Raw genomic sequence first — 17,442 nt, 5'->3', positions numbered from 1 at the left:
ATTGCGGAGTTAAGTATGTACGCAGTTTTCCAAAGTGGTGGTAAACAACACCGAGTTAGCGAAGGACAAGTCGTTCGCTTGGAAAAAATTGAAGTCGAAACAGGTTCAGAAGTTGTTTTCGATAAAGTTTTAATGGTAGCAAATGGTGAAGACATCAAAGTTGGTGCTCCGTTTGTTGAAGGTGCAACAATTAAAGCAGAAATTGTTGAGCACGGTCGTGGCGAGAAAGTGAAAATTGTTAAATTCCGTCGTCGTAAACACTATCGTAAACAACAAGGTCACCGTCAGTGGTTCACTGATGTGAAGATAACTGCAATCGCTTAATAGGAGTATCGAACAATGGCACATAAGAAGGCTGGTGGTTCATCACGTAATGGTCGTGATTCCCAGAGTAAACGTTTAGGTGTTAAACGTTATGGTTCTCAAGAAGTTCTTGCGGGTAACATTTTAGTTCGTCAACGTGGAACTCAATTCCACCCAGGTACTAACGTAGGTTGTGGTCGTGATCATACCCTATTCGCTTTAGTTGATGGACAAGTTAAGTTCGAAGTTAAAGGACCTAAAAACCGCCGTTATGTTAGTGTAGTTGCTAACAGCTAATAAACCAGCGGTTTAATAAGTTATAGAAGCCTCACAGTCATTGTGGGGCTTTTTTCATTTCTTGAAAATTTATATAATTCATTATGATAAAACAGCAAAATGTTAAATTAGGTTTTGCATTAGCCATGTTAACAGCCGTTATGTGGGGACTAGTGCCAATTGCTATGAAATATGCATTAGTTGTTATTGATCCATTAACATTAGCTTGGTCACGATTAAGTATCTCAGCTATCGGTATTACACTATGGCTGGCTTATAAAAAACAGTTTCCTAATTTAGCTATGTTCAAAAAACGTCGCCGTTTTATCTTATTGATGATTGCTGGGTTTGGCCTACTGGGTAATTTTGCACTTTTTGCTACAGCTGTTCAGTATTTATCTGCAACTACTGCTCAAGTTGTTGGACAAACCGGAATTGTAATATTTATGATTTCCAGTGCAATTATTTTCAAAGAAAGATTAAGACCAACGCAAATTATTGGTATTACCATATTATTAATTGGGTTAGGATTGTTTTTTAATGAAAATCTAGCCGATCTTTTTGCTAATATGTCTTCATATGGCATAGGTGTTTGGCTGGCTTTGCTGGCTTCTATCTCATGGGCATGTTATGCGTTAGCGCAAAAAGTATTATTAAAAAAATTACGAGCAGAACAGCTACTTTGGTTGATTTATCTTATTTGTAGTATTTTTTTATGGCCTCTAGCATCACCAACGAAAATAGCCAGTGCTGATTTTAGCCAACTGTTTGCCATTATTTTTTGCGGACTTAATACTATTATTGCTTATGGTGCTTTGGTTATGGCAATGGAACGTTGGCAAGCTGCACAAGTAAGTGCAATAACCACATTAACACCACTTTTTGCACTGATTTTTTCAGATTTATTTGCTTTACTATGGCCAGAAAAGTTTGCAATGCAATATTTAAATATTTTAGGTTATATTGGCGCAGTATCAGTGGTCGCTGGTGCAATGTTTGCAACGGTTGGACACTACTTGTGGCAACCACGAAAGGGCTGGCTAATTAACCGAAAGAAAGAGGACAAATAATGAAATTTGTAGATGAAGCTTCAATTCGTGTCGAAGCCGGAGATGGCGGAAATGGTTGTGTTGGTTTCCGCCGAGAAAAATATATACCTAAAGGTGGCCCTGATGGTGGCGATGGTGGAGACGGTGGTGATGTATTTTTTATTGCTGATGAAAACTTAAATACATTGGTTGATTTTCAATTTGAAAAAAACTACCGAGCAGAACGTGGTCAAAATGGACAAGGTTCTGATTGTACGGGAAAACGAGGTAAAGATATTACCGTTAAAGTGCCAGTAGGAACTCGTATAACTGATAAATATACTGGTGAAATTATTGGTGATTTAACACATCATCAACAAAAAGTTCTGGTTGCTAAAGGTGGTTTTCATGGACTTGGTAATGCCCGTTTTAAATCATCAGTGAATCGTGCTCCACGACAAAAAACCGATGGTACGCCTGGTGAAAAACGCGATGTGTTATTGGAATTATTATTGCTAGCTGATGTGGGTATGTTGGGTTTACCTAATGCTGGTAAATCAACATTTATTCGCAGTGTTTCAGCTGCTAAACCTAAAGTCGCTGATTATCCATTTACAACATTAGTACCTAGCTTGGGTGTTGTGCGAATGGATAATGAACAAAGTTTTGTTGTTGCAGATATCCCTGGATTGATTGAAGGGGCATCTGATGGTGCAGGGCTTGGTATTCGCTTTCTAAAACATCTTGAACGTTGTCGCGTATTAGTGCATTTAATTGATATAGCGCCAATAGATGGTTCAGATCCAATTGAAAATGCGAAAGTTATTATTCAAGAATTGCATCAGTATAGTGATAAATTAGCAAATAAACCGCGTTGGTTAGTTTTTAATAAGATGGATGTATTAGGTCCTGATGAAAGTGAAAAACGTGCAGCTGAAATTGCGGAAGCCTTAAATTGGGATGAGAAATATTATCTTATTTCAGCGGTGAATCACGAAGGCGTAAAAGCATTATGTTGGGATTTAATGGATTATATTACGGCTCATCCTCGAGAGGCAGAACAAGAGGAAACATCGCCTGAAAAAGTCGAATTTATGTGGGATGATTATCATCAACAAGCAATGGATGATGCATTTGATGACGACGACGATGATTTTGATGATTGGGATGAGAGTGATGAAGAGGGTGTTGAGTTTATCTATCAAAAATAAAACTATTCCCAAAAGTTAATTATAATGGTTTGTTTATAGTTAAATATTCCAAAAAGCAGGGGCAAATCACCCTGCTCTTCTCAATTAAATTCCTTATAAAAACAAAATGTTAATATAAAAACACATGTTAAACTGACAAAATTTTGTCAGTTTTTTGAAAATAGTCAAAAAAATAACTTGCTTTTAATAATGAGAATGATTATCATTCAGATGTACTTTGTTAGAGCGTCGAAAGACTTCTAAAAAAGTATGACATTGCTCACATTGCTTCCAATGTTTGCCAGCTTAGTAAAACTAAGCTGGCTTTTTTATTATTTAGTGTATATTTATTAATAATTATCTTAGATTAACAGATGGATTATTGATATCAAATAAAACTAATAATGCAGCATTACCGCCAAATTCTTTTGGTGCTTGATGGAAACACATTACATGTGGGTGTTGGGCTAACCACATTGGAGTTTGTTTTTTTAATATGTTTTTACCATGACCATACATAATACAAGCACAATTAGCATTTTCACGTAAACAAGCAGCAATAAGTGCTGCAATTTCTTTTTTTGCTTCTTGCTGGGTTAATCCATGTAGGTCTAAAAAAAACTCGGGTGAATAAAATCCTCGTCGCAATTTTTTTAACTCATTGTTATCCGTATTTTCACGAATGTAACGAATAGGATCTTCTTGTAGAAGTGGTTGGTAATCATCGGAAAAATAAAATTCATTATTTACTTTTTCATGTTGAAGCTTTTGATTATCAATTAGCTTTTGGGATCGTTTTACTGGTTTATGAATAACGGTATCTTGTTTAAGTTGTTTGGTATTACCAATACTACTTTTAAACAAGTTGATATCTTCATCTTCTAATTTAAATTTATTTGGCATTGATTTTTTACTCTGGATAAATTTTTTCTTTATATTCACACAAATCTTCAATAACGCAAGATCCGCAGCGTGGCTTCCTAGCTATACAGGTATATCGACCATGTAATATTAACCAATGATGACAATTTATTTTATAATCATCTGGAACCACTTTAAGTAGTTTTTCTTCAACAGCTTCAACCGTTTTGCCTGGTGCAAATCCTGTTCGATTACTTACTCTAAATATATGGGTATCTACAGCAATAGTTGGCCAGCCAAATGCGGTATTTAAAACTACGTTAGCTGTTTTTCTTCCTACGCCAGGTAGCGCAATTAATGAGTCAAAATTTTCTGGTACTTCACCTTGGTATTTATCTACGAGAATCTGACAGGTTTTAATAATATTTTCTGCTTTGCTATTATATAAACCAATTGTCCGAATATAGTCTTTTAATTTATTGACTCCTAGTGCCAGAATTTGCTCTGCGGTATTTGCGATAGCAAATAATGGTTTAGTTGCTTTATTCACACTAACATCGGTGGCTTGAGCGGATAGTACAACAGCTATAAGTAACTCGAATGGTGTTTTATATACCAATTCAGTTGTAGGATCTTTAATATGCTCTTTTAATCTTTCTAAAATTTCAATTCGAGTTGATTGTTTCACAATATCTTATAAATAAAAAAGTTAATTAATATTATATACATTATATTATATTTAACCTTAGGATATATTGAGTTTTTATATAGGTTAGAACTATTAACAATGTATCTATTTAAAAAATTGAAGATATTTTTATTTTATGGATTGAATTGTAATACTAGCTTTTATAGCTAAGACAGATATAGCAAAATCGCCTGCTTTTTAGCAGGGGCTTTTTATGATAAGCTAGCCAACTATTTTTTAATTTCATCGTTCAAGGTTTATTATAAAAATGTCATTACCAATGATTGTCACCTTTGCTGTTTACATATTAGGAATGATTGCGATTGGTTTCTTTGCATTTCGTGCAACTCGGAACTTTGGTGATTATATATTAGGTGGACGTCGCATAGGCAGTGTAGTTACTGCACTTTCTGCTGGTGCTTCTGATATGAGTGGTTGGTTATTAATGGGATTACCGGGTGCAGTATTCTTATTTGGTATCTCGCAAAGCTGGATTGCTATAGGATTAATAATTGGCGCTTATCTAAATTGGTTGCTGATTGCCGGTAGATTAAGAGTTTTCACAGAGATAAACCATAATTCATTAACTTTACCTGACTATTTTGCTCGTCGATTTGATGACAATAGTTCACTATTAAGAATTATTTCAGCAGTAATAATTTTAATCTTTTTTACCATTTATTGTGCTTCAGGCGTAGTTGCTGGTGCTAAATTATTTGAAAGTACATTTGGGCTTAGTTATGGCTGGGCAATGCTAGCAGGCGCTGGCGCGACAATTGCTTATACTTTTATTGGTGGTTTCTTAGCAGTAAGTTGGACCGATACAATTCAAGCTAGTTTAATGATGTTTGCTCTAATATTAACACCAATTATGGTAATGATTAATGCGGGTGGTTTTACTGATGCAATGGCTAATATTCAATCATTAAATCCTGATTATACTAATATCTTTGCTCATATGGATTTGATTGCCATTATTTCATTGTTAGGTTGGGGACTTGGTTATTTTGGTCAACCACATATTTTAGCTAGATTTATGGCTGCTGATTCTCATGAAGTCATGAAAAATGCTCGTCGAATTAGTATGACATGGATGATTTTATGTTTAGCTGGCGCAATTACAGTTGGTTTCTTTGGTATTGCTTTCTTTGCCAATAATCCTAACTTAGCTTATCTAATTGATAATGGGAAACATGAACGTATTTTTATCGAATTATCTAAATTACTATTTAACCCATGGGTTGCTGGTATTTTGCTTGCGGCTATTCTAGCCGCAGTAATGAGCACCTTAAGTTGTCAATTATTGGTTTGTTCAAGTGCATTAACAGAAGATTTTTATCGTGCTTTTATCCGACCTAAGGCTAAGCAACGAGAATTAGTTTGGGTTGGCCGTATAATGGTGCTATTAGTTTCTGTTATTGCTATTTTATTAGCGATCAATCCTAATAACAGTGTGCTTGATTTAGTTAGCCATGCTTGGGCTGGTTTTGGTGCTGCGTTCGGTCCGATTGTTGTATTCTCGGTGTTTTGGGCTCGAATGACTCGCAATGGTGCATTAGCAGGAATGATAACTGGTGCAATCACCGTCTTGCTTTGGATTAATTTTAATTGGCTTAATTTATATTCACTAATTCCTGGCTTTTTATTTGCGTCAATAGCAATCATTATTTTTAGCTTATTAGATAAAAAACCGAACGAAATAGTTGAAGACCATTTCAAACAAGCGTATAAAAAATACCACAATAAAACAGTATAGAATTTAATTAAGTAGAATATAAACGTAACAAATTTAATAGGTAAAATATCATGACAAAAAATGTGATCAAACAACTGCAAGAGCGTGGACTGATTGCTCAACTTACTGATGAAAAAGCGTTAATGGAACTGATTGAGCAAAATCCTATTGCACTATATTGTGGTTTTGATCCAACCGCTGATAGTTTGCATCTTGGTCATTTAGTTCCATTGCTTTGTTTGAAACGTTTTCAATTGGCTGGTCATAAACCAATAGCTTTAGTTGGAGGTGCGACAGGATTAATTGGCGATCCAAGTTTTAAAGCTGTTGAACGTAAACTCAATACTGAAGATACGGTAATTGAATGGAGTGAAAAGATTAAACAACAAGTATCGCCATTTTTAGATTTTGAATGTGGTGATAACGCCGCTATTGTTGCTAACAACTATGATTGGTTTGGTGGCATGAATGTTTTATCTTTTTTACGAGATATTGGAAAATATTTTTCTGTTAATGCAATGATTAACAAAGAATCCGTTAAACAACGTATTGACCGTGATGAATCAGGTATATCTTTTACTGAATTTTCTTATAGTTTGTTACAGTCTTATGACTTTGCAAGTCTTAATAAAGCTCATAATGTTGTATTACAAATTGGTGGTTCTGATCAATGGGGTAATATTACTGCTGGTATCGATTTAACGCGTCGTTTACACCAGAAGCAAGTATATGGTTTAACCGTACCATTAATTACTAAATCTGATGGAACTAAATTTGGTAAAACTGAAAGTGGTGCAGTATGGTTAGATCCGAAAAAAACTAGTCCATATAAATTTTATCAATTTTGGATTAACACTGCTGATGCTGATGTTTATCGATTCCTTAAATTCTTTACCTTCATGTCATTGGAAGACATTGATGCCTTGGAAGAAGAAGATAAAAACAGTGGCGTTGCACCGAGAGCTCAGTATGTCCTTGCCGAACAAGTGACGCGATTAGTTCATGGTGAAGAAGGACTAACGGCTGCAAAACGTATTACTGAAAGTTTATTTTCTGGTAAATTAACTGATTTATCTGAAGCTGATTTTGAACAATTAGCTCAAGATGGCATGCCTACAGCCAGCATTGAAGGTGATGTAGATCTACAACAAGCTATTGTTAATGCTGAGTTTGCACCATCAAGAGGGCAAGCAAGAACAATGATTGATTCCAATGCTATTTCTGTTAATGGTGAACGTAACTCAACAACAGATTATCGTTTTTCTGATAGTGATAAGTTATTTAATCGTTACACATTACTGCGTCGAGGTAAAAAATACTATTGCTTACTTATTTGGAGATGATTTCATGAAAAATATTTTATCGATTCAGTCTCATGTTGTATTTGGTCATGCAGGTAATAGTGCGGCTGTATTTCCAATGCGTCGTTTAGGTGTGAATGTTTGGCCATTAAATACGGTACAATTTTCAAACCATACCCAATATCGGCAATGGACTGGAACGGTAATGCCTGCATCTCATTTAACCGATATCGCTGATGGGATTAATGCTATTGGCGAATTACAACGATGTAATGCCGTATTAAGTGGCTATATGGGGTCACCAGAACAAGGTAATGCAATTATTGAAATTGTGAAAAAAGTAAAAGCTGAGAATCCTGAAGCAATTTATCTTTGTGATCCTGTAATGGGGCATCCCGAAAAAGGATGCTTTGTCGCTCCTGGTGTAGCAGAATTTTTATGTAATACAGCCTTGCCCATATCTGATATGATGGCACCAAATATTTTAGAATTAGAAGAACTTAACGGTAAACAGCCGATCAATAATGTCAAGCAAGCAATCTTGGCATGCCGTTCAATTTGTGAAAAAGGGCCTAAAGCAATTTTAGTTAAACATTTAAGTCGAGCTGGCTATCAACAAGATCGTTTTGAAATGTTGTTAGTAACAGAAAATGAAGCTTGGCATATTGATCGCCCGTTAGTTGATTTTGGCGTCAAACAACCAGTTGGTGTTGGTGATATGACTAGTGGGCTGTTTTTAGCAAATATCATGCTTGGTAAATCCATTGTTGAAGCATTTGAGCATACTACATCGGCGGTTTATGCGGTTATGCTTGAAACATTAAGACAAAATGAATATGAATTGCAATTAGTTGCCGCACAAAATGAAATAGAAACCCCTAAACAGTGGTTTAATGCGAAAAAAATTGATTAATTGCGAAAATATGTAAAAATAACAAAAAATTGCGGATAGTAAGACAATGAGGGGGGGTATGGAAGAAAATATTTCATTGGGTAAGATTCTTTCCGATTTAAGAAGTAATATGGGTTTATCGCAAAAAGATATTGCTGAACAAATTCATGTTAGAACAGCTGTCATTTCTGAAATTGAAAATGATCAGCTACTTCATGCCCCTTTTGTTTTTGTTAAAGGTTATATTCGTTCGTATGCCAATATTGTTGGTTTATCAGCTGATGAATATCAACCTTATCTCGAAATTTTAGCTGAACAATATTTAGTAAAAGAAACTAAAAAACCTAAACCAATATATAGTAAAACAAATCGTAGTAAGAAACCGTTCTTTTTTGGTTTGTTTGCTTTAATTTGTGCATTAGGTGGTGGCTTATACTATGTCAATTCTCAAAATAAAAGTAACTTTATTGAAGTTAGTCATTATATTTCTCCACAGCCTTCAGATCGCGTTAACAGTTAGCAAATTTTCTCATTCACATACAGACATTTGTCTTAAATCTTGTTAAGATTGCGTCCTAGTTATTTTGTAATATGATTAGGCATCTTATGAGTCATCAAGAGTCACCAATTATTAGGCGAGAATCAACCCGAATTTATGTTGGTAATGTGCCAATCGGTGGTGGTGCGCCGATTGCTGTGCAATCGATGACAAATACTCGAACAACAGATGTGGAAAAAACAGTAGCTCAAATTCAAGCCCTTGAGCGTGTAGGGGTTGATATTGTCCGAGTTTCTATTCCAACTATGGATGCTGCTGAGGCGTTTAAAATAATTAAGCAACAAGCAAAAGTCCCCCTTATTGCTGATATTCATTTTGATTATCGCATTGCTTTAAAGGTTGCTGAATATGGAGTGAATTGTTTACGGATTAATCCTGGTAATATTGGTAATGAATCACGGATTCGCTCGGTTGTTGATTGTGCCAAGGATAAAAATATTCCTATCCGAATCGGCGTAAACTCTGGTTCGCTAGAAAAAGATATCCAAGAAAAATATGGCGAGCCGACACCTGAAGCTATAGTCGAATCAGCTATGCGACATGTCGATATACTTGATAGACTAGGTTTTGACCAATTTAAGGTAAGTGTAAAAGCATCAGACGTTTTCACTGCCGTTGATTCATATCGATTATTGGCAAAACAAATTAAACAACCTTTACATTTAGGTATAACCGAAGCTGGTGGTGTGCGTAGTGGTGCGGTAAAATCAGCGATTGGACTTGGCTTATTATTATCGGAAGGGATCGGTGATACATTAAGGGTTTCATTAGCGGCCGATCCAACGGAAGAAGTTAAAGTTGGATTTGATATTTTAAAATCGCTACGTATTCGAGCAAGAGGTATTAATTTTATTGCTTGCCCAACCTGCTCAAGGCAAGAGTTTGATGTAATTAGTACCGTTAATACCTTAGAACAGCGACTAGAAGATATTATAACACCAATGGATGTATCAATTATTGGTTGTGTTGTAAATGGACCTGGTGAGGCTTTAGCTTCTACAATGGGGGTTGCTGGTGGTCACAACAAAAGCGGTTTTTATGAAGATGGTGTGCGCATAGGGCGTATTGATAATGAACAAATGATAGATGAGTTGGAAGCTAAAATTCGTGCTAAGGCATCAATTTTAAAAAATAGAATTGCAACAACTGAACTATAACCTTATTAGATAGCGAATAAACAAATGGCAGAGAAAAAAATCCAATCAATACGGGGAATGAATGATTTACTCCCTAATGATAGTGCTACATGGCAACAAATTGAAAAAATTGTTAAAGGTGTACTAAATAGTTATGGTTATAATGAAATTAGAACACCAATCGTTGAAGATACCGCACTATTTAAACGTGCAGTTGGTGAAGTTACCGATATTGTTGAAAAAGAGATGTATACTTTTAATGACCGTAATGATGAAAGTATTACTCTTCGCCCTGAAATTACAGCTGGTTGTGTCCGTGCAGGTATTGAACACGGTCTATTTTACAACCAAGAACAACGACTATGGTATTTAGGGCCGGCATTTCGTTATGAAAAACCGCAAAAAGGGCGTTATCGTCAATTTCATCAATTTGGTGTTGAAGTTTTTGGCCTTGAAGGGCCTAATATTGATGCAGAGCTTATCTTATTAACTGCACGTTTTTGGAAAGCACTTGGTATTGAAGAGCATACGACACTTGAACTTAATTCTATCGGTTCAGTTGAAGCAAGAGCAAATTACCGTAATGCTTTAGTCAGTTTTCTTGAGCAACATAAAGATAAATTAGATGAAGACTGTTTACGTAGAATGTATACTAACCCATTACGGGTGTTAGATTCGAAAAATCCTGTTATTCAAGAATTACTTAATCAAGCACCGAAATTATTTGATTATTTAGATAAAGAATCTAAACTTCATTTTGATGGCTTGTGTCAATTATTAGATAGCGCAGGAATAAAATATAATATTAACCAAAGATTGGTGCGTGGTTTAGATTATTATAACCGTACTGTTTTTGAGTGGGTAACAAGTAGTTTAGGCGCTCAAGGTACCGTTTGTGGCGGAGGTCGTTATGACGGTCTAGTTAGCCAACTTGGTGGACAACCAACACCAGCAGTTGGTTTTGCTATGGGGGTAGAACGTTTAGTATTATTAGTGCAGGCGGTTAATCCTTCATTAAATCGAGATAGTTCAATTGATATTTATATGATATCTTCGGGTGATGAAAAAACGACAGCTGCAGCCCAAAAAATGGCAGAAGTACTCCGTGATGGGTTATCTGATAAGCGAATTGTGACTAATTATGGTAGTAGTAATTTTAAAAAACAATTTGCCAAAGCGGACAAATTAGGTGCTAAAATAGCTGTAATTATTGGTGAAAACGAAATTATTAATCAATCAGTTACAATTAAAAATTTACAAACAGGCGAACAAGTTGAAGTTGCAGAAAAAGAGATTGTTCAAACTTGTTTGGCGATATTGTAAATTAAAGGAAATAGGAGAAAAACGTGAGTTATCAGTTATCTGGCGAAGAACAATTTTCAGAGATAAAAGAATTTCTTGCTAAAAAGTGGAAAATTATTGTTGCGGTTATTGTAATTGGATTACTGGCTTTTTATGGCTGGCGTTATTGGCAATCTTACAAATTAGAAAAAGCGATAGAATCTTCAGATCGTTATGAACAATTAATTGCTAAATTAGATAACAACAATCCTGATTCAGTTAATGAATTAGTCTCTTTTGCTAAAGATAATAATACTATTTATAGTGTTTTTGCTAATTTTAGAGCAGCAAAATTTTATGTTGAACAATTAAAAGATTATGCTGGAGCAGAAAAATTACTTACAGATACGTTAAGTAAAACTGATTCAGATGTTATTAAATCAATAAGTTATATTCGTATTGCAAAAATACAATATCAACTTGAACATTATCAAGAAAGTTTGGCTACTTTAAATAAAGTAACCGAAAAAAGTTGGGCGCCAGTAGTTAATGATATTCGTGGCGATATATCGGTGAAAATGAATAATTATGATGAAGCAGTGGCTGCTTACAATGTTGCATTAAGTTCATCACCGACTCAAGCATTAGAGCAAAATATCAAAATGAAGTTAAATCAAGCTCAATATCTTAAAGATAAACAACAAGCTGAAAAAGCTAAACAAGAAGAAGCTGCCGCCAAGGAAAAAGCTAAGCAAGAAGCTGAAGCCAAAAAAAATGCAGCTCACGAAAATGAAGATTAATTTATCCTGATATAAGGATCTATACAATGAAGTTATCAAAATGTCTGTCTATGAGTGTTTTTATGTTATCACTTGCAGGGTGTTCATTGTTTGGTGGAGAAGAAGAAATTGTCCAGATTTCACCTTCACCAAAAGTGGATAACCAATTTCCAATTCAAGAAATATGGCGAAATAGCACAGCAGGCAATACAAATGTTTATTCATTATTGGGGCCGATTAATTACGATAATGCTATTTATGCTGCTAGCCGTAGTGGGCAAGTTAAAGCAATTGATTTATCAACTGGCCATACTATATGGGACAAAAATTTATCACAAAGTACATTATTTAGCAGTAAAACAGCGTTATTTTCTGGCGGTGTAAGCGCTGATGATAGATATGTTTATGTCGGTAGCGAACGTGCGGTTGTTTATGCATTAGACCGTAATGATGGTAATGTGGTTTGGGAAAAATCGGTACATGGTGAAGTACTTGCTCGTCCAGTTTCTTCTGATGATAAAGTCATAATCCATACCGCTAGTGGTAATTTACAAGCTTTGAATCGTAACACAGGTGAAGATGTATGGGATGTAGTGCTTGAAGTGCCAACACTTTCATTGAGAGGTAATTCTACACCAACTATTGCTCATGGTGCGGCTATACTTGGCGATGATACTGGTCATGTGAATGCTTACTATCTTAATGATGGACAACTTATTTGGCAGCAACGAATATCTCAACCAAGTGGATCGACTGAAATTGACAAATTGAATGATGTTGATTCAACCCCAGTTATTGAAGGTAATTTAGCTTATGCAATTGGCTATAATGGTAATGTTGTTGCACTTGACTTAAGTAATGGTCAAATTGTGTGGCGTAAAGAAATGGGATCTACACATAGCTTTGCGGTTGATTCACAGCAGTTATTCATTGTGGATCAAGATGACAATGTTCAAGCTGTGACTAAAAATGGTGGTGCAGTGAATTGGACTCAGACAGGTTTGTTACATCGTCAATTAACCGATCCGGTTATTTATCAAAATTACATTGTGGTTGGTGATTTCGAGGGTTATCTTTATTGGTTAAATAAAGATAATGGTGAGGTAGTTGCAAAAACACAAGTAAGTAGCAGTGGATTGATTTCGAAACCATTAGTTGTCGATAATAAAATTATTGTCCAAGCTAAAAATGGTGATATTTACGCATTTGCAAAAAATTAAGGTAATTAGAGAATAAATATGGTACCTGTTGTCGCACTAGTTGGTCGTCCGAATGTAGGAAAATCGACTCTATTTAATCGATTAACTCGAACTCGAGACGCCTTAGTGGCTGATTTTCCTGGATTAACTCGTGATCGTAAGTATGGCCGAGCTGAAATCAAAGGGCATGAATATATAGTCATTGATACTGGTGGTATTGATGGCACTGAAGATGGGGTTGAAAGCTTTATGGCGGAACAATCCTTACAAGCAATAGAAGAAGCGGATATTGTGCTCTTTCTTGTTGATGCGAGAGCCGGTGCTATGCCTGCAGATCATGCAATTGCTAAACATCTTCGATCTCGCCAAAAAGCAACGTTTTTAGTTGCTAATAAAATTGATGGTATTGATGCAGATAGTGCAATTTCTGACTTTTATAGTTTAGGATTAGGTGATATTCATCCGATTGCAGCGAGTCATGGTCGTGGTGTCAGCGTACTAATCGAGACAGTTTTAGATCCTATTTTTCATTTTGAAAGTGACAAAATTGATACTTCAACAGCAGATCTTCAAAATGAGATGCTTGATGAATCTTATGAAGATTTTGAAGATGACGCAGATGATGCAGAATCGCTGATTAATCAGCCAATAAAAGTTGCTATTGTTGGTAGACCAAATGTTGGTAAGTCAACACTAACCAATCGGATTTTAGGTGAAGAAAGGGTTGTAGTTTATGATATGCCAGGTACAACTCGTGACAGTATTTATATACCAATGACACGAGATGATCGTGAATACATCATGATTGATACAGCTGGTGTTCGTAAGCGAGGTAAGGTAACGGAAACCGTTGAGAAATTTTCGGTTATTAAAACGTTACAAGCAATAGAAGATGCTAACGTCGTAATTTTGGTTATTGATGCCCGAGAAGGTATTTCTGATCAAGATTTGTCTTTGCTTGGTTTTATTATTAATAGTGGGCGCTCACTGGTTATTGCTGTTAATAAGTGGGATGGATTATCACAAGATATTAAAGAACAAGTGAAAACTACGTTAGATGATCGACTCGATTTTATCGATTTTGCTCGTTTACACTTTATCTCTGCGCTTCATGGTAGTGGCGTAGGAAACCTATTTGATTCAATTCAAGAAGCATATGATTGCGCTACACGCCGTGTTAATACCGCATTATTAACTAAAATAATGCAAATGGCACAAGATGACCATCAACCACCATTGGTCAGAGGACGTCGGGTTAAATTAAAATATGCCCATGCCGGAGGTTATAATCCTCCAATTGTGGTTATTCATGGTAATCAAGTTGAAGATTTACCTGATTCTTATAAACGTTATTTAATGAACTATTTTAGACGTTCATTAAAAATTATGGGGTCGCCAATACGAATTCAATTCAAAGAAGGCGCTAATCCATTCGAAGGTCGAAAAAATAGTTTGACTGCTTCGCAACAACGTAAACGTCGTCGTTTAATGAAACATGTACGAGGTCGTAAATAACTTATGACAGAAACAAAAATAATCGATGGTGGGCAAGAAGGTATTTGTCCTAAGTGTCATAATAGAATGAGTATTGTTTCGCCACAATATTATGATTGTCCTCATTGCCAACAGCATTATCAAGAACAGTATATTTGCCCAATTTGCCGACAAAATGTGCAAATGGTTAAAGGCTGTGGCGCTATTAACTATATTTGTCACACTGATGGCTTAATTTCCAGCAGTAAAGTGATATTTCATTATTTACCAGAATAGAAAATTGTATCTATATTTAAAGCCATAAGAGGTTATTTTATGCGAATTATTTTATTAGGCGCACCGGGAGCAGGAAAAGGAACTCAAGCACAATTTATTATGCAACAATACGGAATTCCGCAAATTTCAACTGGCGATATGTTGCGTGCAGCAGTAAAAGCAGAGAGTCCATTAGGTTTACAAGCAAAAGAGCTAATGGATAATGGTAAGCTTGTTACTGATGAGTTAGTTATCGCATTAGTCAAAGAGCGTATTGCGCAAAGCGATTGTAAAAATGGCTTTTTATTAGATGGTTTTCCTCGTACTGTGCCACAAGCAGATGCAATGAAAGAAGCGGGTATCAATGTTGATTATGTACTTGAGTTTGATGTACCTGATGAAGTGATTATAGATCGTATGAGTGGTCGTCGTATTCATGCTGGTTCAGGGCGTGTATACCATGTTCGTCATAATCCCCCAAAAGTTGAAAATATTGATGATGTAACTGGTGAACCATTAACTATTCGTAAAGATGATAGTGAAGAAATCGTCCGTAAACGTCTTGTTGAATATCATGATTTGACTAAACCATTAGTCAAATATTATCAACATGAAGCCAAAGAAGGCCGAACTCAATATTTCCGTATTGATGGGACACAAGCTGTTTCAGCTGTGACCAATGAATTGACTAAAATTTTAGGCTAATTGCTATTAAGAGGGATGATAGACTTTTTCATCCCTCATCTTAACCAATCAATTATTTCGCTAAGTTAAGCGCTTGTTCTAAATCAGCAATAATATCATTAATATGTTCAATACCAATTGAGAGGCGTATCATTTCTTGACTTACTCCAGCCTTTTGCAATTCCTCATCATTAAGTTGTCGATGGGTAGTTGATGCTGGATGACAAGCTAATGAACGGGTATCACCGATATTAACTAAACGGATAATCAATTTTAAAGCATCGATAAATTTGGCTCCAGCTTGTTTACTTCCTTTGATACCAAAGGATAAAATACCAGCAGGTAAACCATTGTCCATCTGTTTTACCGCTAAATGATGCTCAGGATGATTAGCCAGACCTGCATAATTGACCCATTCAACTTGAGGATGTGAAGCCAAATAATTGGCTACTTTAATCGTATTCTGGCAGTGTCGCTCAATGCGTAAAGAGAGTGTTTCAAGACCTTGTAATAATAAAAAGGTATTAAATGGTGATAAAGCTGCTCCCATATTACGCAGTGGTATTACTCGGCAACGAGCAATATAAGCTGCGTTTCCAAAGCTTTCAGTATATGAAACACCATGATAAGAAGGATCAGGTTGATTGAGCATTGGATACTTATCTGCATGATCTTTCCAAGGAAATTTACCTGAGTCAACAATCATTCCGCCTAAACTATTACCATGCCCACCAATATATTTAGTTAATGAATGTACCACTATATCGGCACCAAATTCAAATGGTCGGCAAAGCGCAGGGCTGGCAACTGTATTATCAACAATTAGCGGTATTCCATGGCGATGAGCAATATCAGCCAGTGCTGTTAAATCAACAATATTACCTGCTGGATTACCGATACTTTCACAGTAAATGGCTTTAGTTTTGTCATCAATTTGCTTTTCAATCGCATTTAAATCATTGTGTGGTGCAAACTTTGTTGTGATACCGAAATTAGGCAGGGTATGAGCCAATAAGTTATAGGTGCCACCATAGAGTTTAGAAACCGATACAATATTTTCACCAGCAAATGTAATGGCTTGTATAGCATAAGTAATTGCTGCCATTCCAGAAGCTACCGCTAATGCACCTATACCGCCTTCTAGTGCGGCAATACGCGCTTCAAGTACGGCATTAGTTGGATTGGTTATACGTGTATAGATGTTTCCAGCAACTTTTAAGTCAAATAAATCGGCGCCATGTTGGGTATCATCAAATGCGTATGATGTGGTTTGATAGATCGGAACAGCGACGGCATGGGTTGTTGGTTCAGGGGTATAGCCTGCGTGTAAAGCAATCGTTTCTGGTTTCATGTTAGAGCCTCATATTTATAACTATTTTTCAACTATAAGGCTCTTATTTTGTGCAAAGAATTACTAAAAAGTAAAGGATTATAAAACCATTCTTACGATATCGATTTCACCTAATTCTTTGTATAGATTTTCTACCTGATCAATATGGGTTGCATTAATGGTAATGGATACTGAATGATAATTACCTTTACTACTAGGTTTGATCGACGGCGTATAATCCCCTGGTGCATGACGTTGAATCACGGATACAACTTTATCAACTAATTCTGGTTTTGCTTCACCCATTACTTTATAAGTGAAAGAACAAGGGAAATCTAATAATTCATTTAATTTTGTTTGTTGCATAATAGTCTTTTTCTCGTTTTATCAGTATAGCTATTAAATATATTGCATATATATAGTCAGTTTATTATTCTTCAAGTTCAGAATA

19 protein-coding genes are annotated in these 17,442 nt (G+C 35.7%); 15 read left to right on the top strand and 4 right to left on the bottom strand.

Annotation, left to right across the window (positions count from 1 at the left end):
• Positions 1-15: 15 nt before the first annotated feature.
• From rplU to cgtA, 4 genes are all read left to right on the top strand, one after another.
• Positions 16-324, top strand: coding sequence for a 50S ribosomal protein L21 (gene rplU, locus AC5LWZ_RS00180; protein ID WP_065577863.1), 309 nt, complete (start codon positions 16-18; stop codon positions 322-324).
• Between the two features lie 15 nt (positions 325-339).
• A complete protein-coding gene (rpmA, locus tag AC5LWZ_RS00175; protein ID WP_034883716.1) occupies positions 340-600 on the top strand; it encodes a 50S ribosomal protein L27 in 261 nt (86 codons plus the stop codon).
• An 83-nt stretch (positions 601-683) separates the two neighbouring features.
• Positions 684-1,649: a DMT family transporter gene (locus tag AC5LWZ_RS00170; RefSeq protein WP_086362638.1), complete on the top strand. Its 966-nt coding sequence runs from the start codon at positions 684-686 to the stop codon at positions 1,647-1,649.
• Positions 1,649-2,818 carry an Obg family GTPase CgtA gene (gene cgtA, locus AC5LWZ_RS00165; RefSeq protein ID WP_493463791.1) on the top strand — a complete coding sequence of 390 codons (1,170 nt, stop codon included), beginning with the start codon at positions 1,649-1,651 and terminating at the stop codon, positions 2,816-2,818. Before AC5LWZ_RS00170 ends, cgtA begins: the two co-directional genes overlap by 1 nt.
• Before the next feature lie 336 nt (positions 2,819-3,154).
• Here the strand turns inward: cgtA and smrB are convergent, their stop codons facing one another.
• Positions 3,155-3,700, bottom strand: a complete 546-nt coding sequence (gene smrB / locus AC5LWZ_RS00160; protein WP_198221203.1) for an endonuclease SmrB — start codon at positions 3,698-3,700, stop codon at positions 3,155-3,157.
• Between the two features lie 7 nt (positions 3,701-3,707).
• Positions 3,708-4,346, bottom strand: coding sequence for an endonuclease III (gene nth, locus AC5LWZ_RS00155; RefSeq protein WP_198201659.1), 639 nt, complete (start codon positions 4,344-4,346; stop codon positions 3,708-3,710).
• A gap of 268 nt (positions 4,347-4,614) precedes the next feature.
• On the opposite strand from nth, the gene putP reads away from it, so the two are divergent.
• The 11 genes from putP to adk all read left to right on the top strand — a co-directional run bounded on the left by putP (position 4,615) and on the right by adk (position 15,682).
• A complete protein-coding gene (gene putP, locus AC5LWZ_RS00150; protein WP_181414608.1) occupies positions 4,615-6,102 on the top strand; it encodes a sodium/proline symporter PutP in 1,488 nt (495 codons plus the stop codon).
• Between the two features lie 50 nt (positions 6,103-6,152).
• Entirely contained in the window at positions 6,153-7,424 is a 1,272-nt protein-coding gene (gene tyrS / locus AC5LWZ_RS00145) for a tyrosine--tRNA ligase (protein WP_232350179.1), read from the top strand.
• A gap of 4 nt (positions 7,425-7,428) precedes the next feature.
• Positions 7,429-8,295 carry a pyridoxal kinase PdxY gene (gene pdxY, locus AC5LWZ_RS00140; RefSeq protein WP_198221201.1) on the top strand — a complete coding sequence of 289 codons (867 nt, stop codon included), beginning with the start codon at positions 7,429-7,431 and terminating at the stop codon, positions 8,293-8,295.
• A 58-nt stretch (positions 8,296-8,353) separates the two neighbouring features.
• Positions 8,354-8,794 (top strand): helix-turn-helix domain-containing protein, encoded by a 441-nt coding sequence (locus AC5LWZ_RS00135; RefSeq protein WP_181414609.1) that lies wholly within the window; start codon positions 8,354-8,356, stop codon positions 8,792-8,794.
• Between the two features lie 86 nt (positions 8,795-8,880).
• Positions 8,881-9,990 carry a flavodoxin-dependent (E)-4-hydroxy-3-methylbut-2-enyl-diphosphate synthase gene (ispG, locus tag AC5LWZ_RS00130; RefSeq protein WP_065614694.1) on the top strand — a complete coding sequence of 370 codons (1,110 nt, stop codon included), beginning with the start codon at positions 8,881-8,883 and terminating at the stop codon, positions 9,988-9,990.
• 24 nt (positions 9,991-10,014) lie between these two features.
• A complete protein-coding gene (gene hisS, locus AC5LWZ_RS00125; protein WP_110446997.1) occupies positions 10,015-11,292 on the top strand; it encodes a histidine--tRNA ligase in 1,278 nt (425 codons plus the stop codon).
• Between the two features lie 23 nt (positions 11,293-11,315).
• A complete protein-coding gene (locus tag AC5LWZ_RS00120; RefSeq protein ID WP_110446998.1) occupies positions 11,316-12,050 on the top strand; it encodes a YfgM family protein in 735 nt (244 codons plus the stop codon).
• A 26-nt stretch (positions 12,051-12,076) separates the two neighbouring features.
• Positions 12,077-13,249: an outer membrane protein assembly factor BamB gene (gene bamB, locus AC5LWZ_RS00115; protein WP_198201655.1), complete on the top strand. Its 1,173-nt coding sequence runs from the start codon at positions 12,077-12,079 to the stop codon at positions 13,247-13,249.
• Between the two features lie 18 nt (positions 13,250-13,267).
• Positions 13,268-14,743 (top strand): ribosome biogenesis GTPase Der, encoded by a 1,476-nt coding sequence (der, locus tag AC5LWZ_RS00110; protein WP_110447000.1) that lies wholly within the window; start codon positions 13,268-13,270, stop codon positions 14,741-14,743.
• 3 nt (positions 14,744-14,746) lie between these two features.
• Positions 14,747-14,998: a YfgJ family double zinc ribbon protein gene (locus AC5LWZ_RS00105; protein WP_493463790.1), complete on the top strand. Its 252-nt coding sequence runs from the start codon at positions 14,747-14,749 to the stop codon at positions 14,996-14,998.
• Positions 14,999-15,037: 39 nt separating this feature from the next.
• Entirely contained in the window at positions 15,038-15,682 is a 645-nt protein-coding gene (gene adk / locus AC5LWZ_RS00100) for an adenylate kinase (protein WP_086359263.1), read from the top strand.
• Positions 15,683-15,734: 52 nt separating this feature from the next.
• Here the strand turns inward: adk and AC5LWZ_RS00095 are convergent, their stop codons facing one another.
• Positions 15,735-17,012 carry a bifunctional O-acetylhomoserine aminocarboxypropyltransferase/cysteine synthase gene (locus AC5LWZ_RS00095; RefSeq protein WP_493463789.1) on the bottom strand — a complete coding sequence of 426 codons (1,278 nt, stop codon included), beginning with the start codon at positions 17,010-17,012 and terminating at the stop codon, positions 15,735-15,737.
• A gap of 78 nt (positions 17,013-17,090) precedes the next feature.
• Positions 17,091-17,357: a DUF493 family protein YbeD gene (gene ybeD / locus AC5LWZ_RS00090; protein ID WP_065577848.1), complete on the bottom strand. Its 267-nt coding sequence runs from the start codon at positions 17,355-17,357 to the stop codon at positions 17,091-17,093.
• Between the last annotated feature and the right edge of the window lie 85 nt (positions 17,358-17,442).

The organism is Gilliamella sp. LMG 34362, assembly GCF_984569125.1.
The sequence above is the reverse complement of the archived record's forward strand: the minus strand, read 5'-3'. Positions and strand labels throughout refer to the sequence as shown.

Coding starts and splice junctions, on each gene's coding strand:
- rplU (WP_065577863.1), top strand. CDS start 16: ATGTACGCAGTTTTCCAAAGTGGTGGTAAACAACACCGAGTTAGCGAA.
- rpmA (WP_034883716.1), top strand. CDS start 340: ATGGCACATAAGAAGGCTGGTGGTTCATCACGTAATGGTCGTGATTCC.
- AC5LWZ_RS00170 (WP_086362638.1), top strand. CDS start 684: ATGATAAAACAGCAAAATGTTAAATTAGGTTTTGCATTAGCCATGTTA.
- cgtA (WP_493463791.1), top strand. CDS start 1,649: ATGAAATTTGTAGATGAAGCTTCAATTCGTGTCGAAGCCGGAGATGGC.
- smrB (WP_198221203.1), bottom strand. CDS start 3,700: ATGCCAAATAAATTTAAATTAGAAGATGAAGATATCAACTTGTTTAAA.
- putP (WP_181414608.1), top strand. CDS start 4,615: ATGTCATTACCAATGATTGTCACCTTTGCTGTTTACATATTAGGAATG.
- tyrS (WP_232350179.1), top strand. CDS start 6,153: ATGACAAAAAATGTGATCAAACAACTGCAAGAGCGTGGACTGATTGCT.
- pdxY (WP_198221201.1), top strand. CDS start 7,429: ATGAAAAATATTTTATCGATTCAGTCTCATGTTGTATTTGGTCATGCA.
- AC5LWZ_RS00135 (WP_181414609.1), top strand. CDS start 8,354: ATGGAAGAAAATATTTCATTGGGTAAGATTCTTTCCGATTTAAGAAGT.
- ispG (WP_065614694.1), top strand. CDS start 8,881: ATGAGTCATCAAGAGTCACCAATTATTAGGCGAGAATCAACCCGAATT.
- hisS (WP_110446997.1), top strand. CDS start 10,015: ATGGCAGAGAAAAAAATCCAATCAATACGGGGAATGAATGATTTACTC.
- bamB (WP_198201655.1), top strand. CDS start 12,077: ATGAAGTTATCAAAATGTCTGTCTATGAGTGTTTTTATGTTATCACTT.
- der (WP_110447000.1), top strand. CDS start 13,268: ATGGTACCTGTTGTCGCACTAGTTGGTCGTCCGAATGTAGGAAAATCG.
- AC5LWZ_RS00105 (WP_493463790.1), top strand. CDS start 14,747: ATGACAGAAACAAAAATAATCGATGGTGGGCAAGAAGGTATTTGTCCT.
- adk (WP_086359263.1), top strand. CDS start 15,038: ATGCGAATTATTTTATTAGGCGCACCGGGAGCAGGAAAAGGAACTCAA.
- AC5LWZ_RS00095 (WP_493463789.1), bottom strand. CDS start 17,012: ATGAAACCAGAAACGATTGCTTTACACGCAGGCTATACCCCTGAACCA.
- ybeD (WP_065577848.1), bottom strand. CDS start 17,357: ATGCAACAAACAAAATTAAATGAATTATTAGATTTCCCTTGTTCTTTC.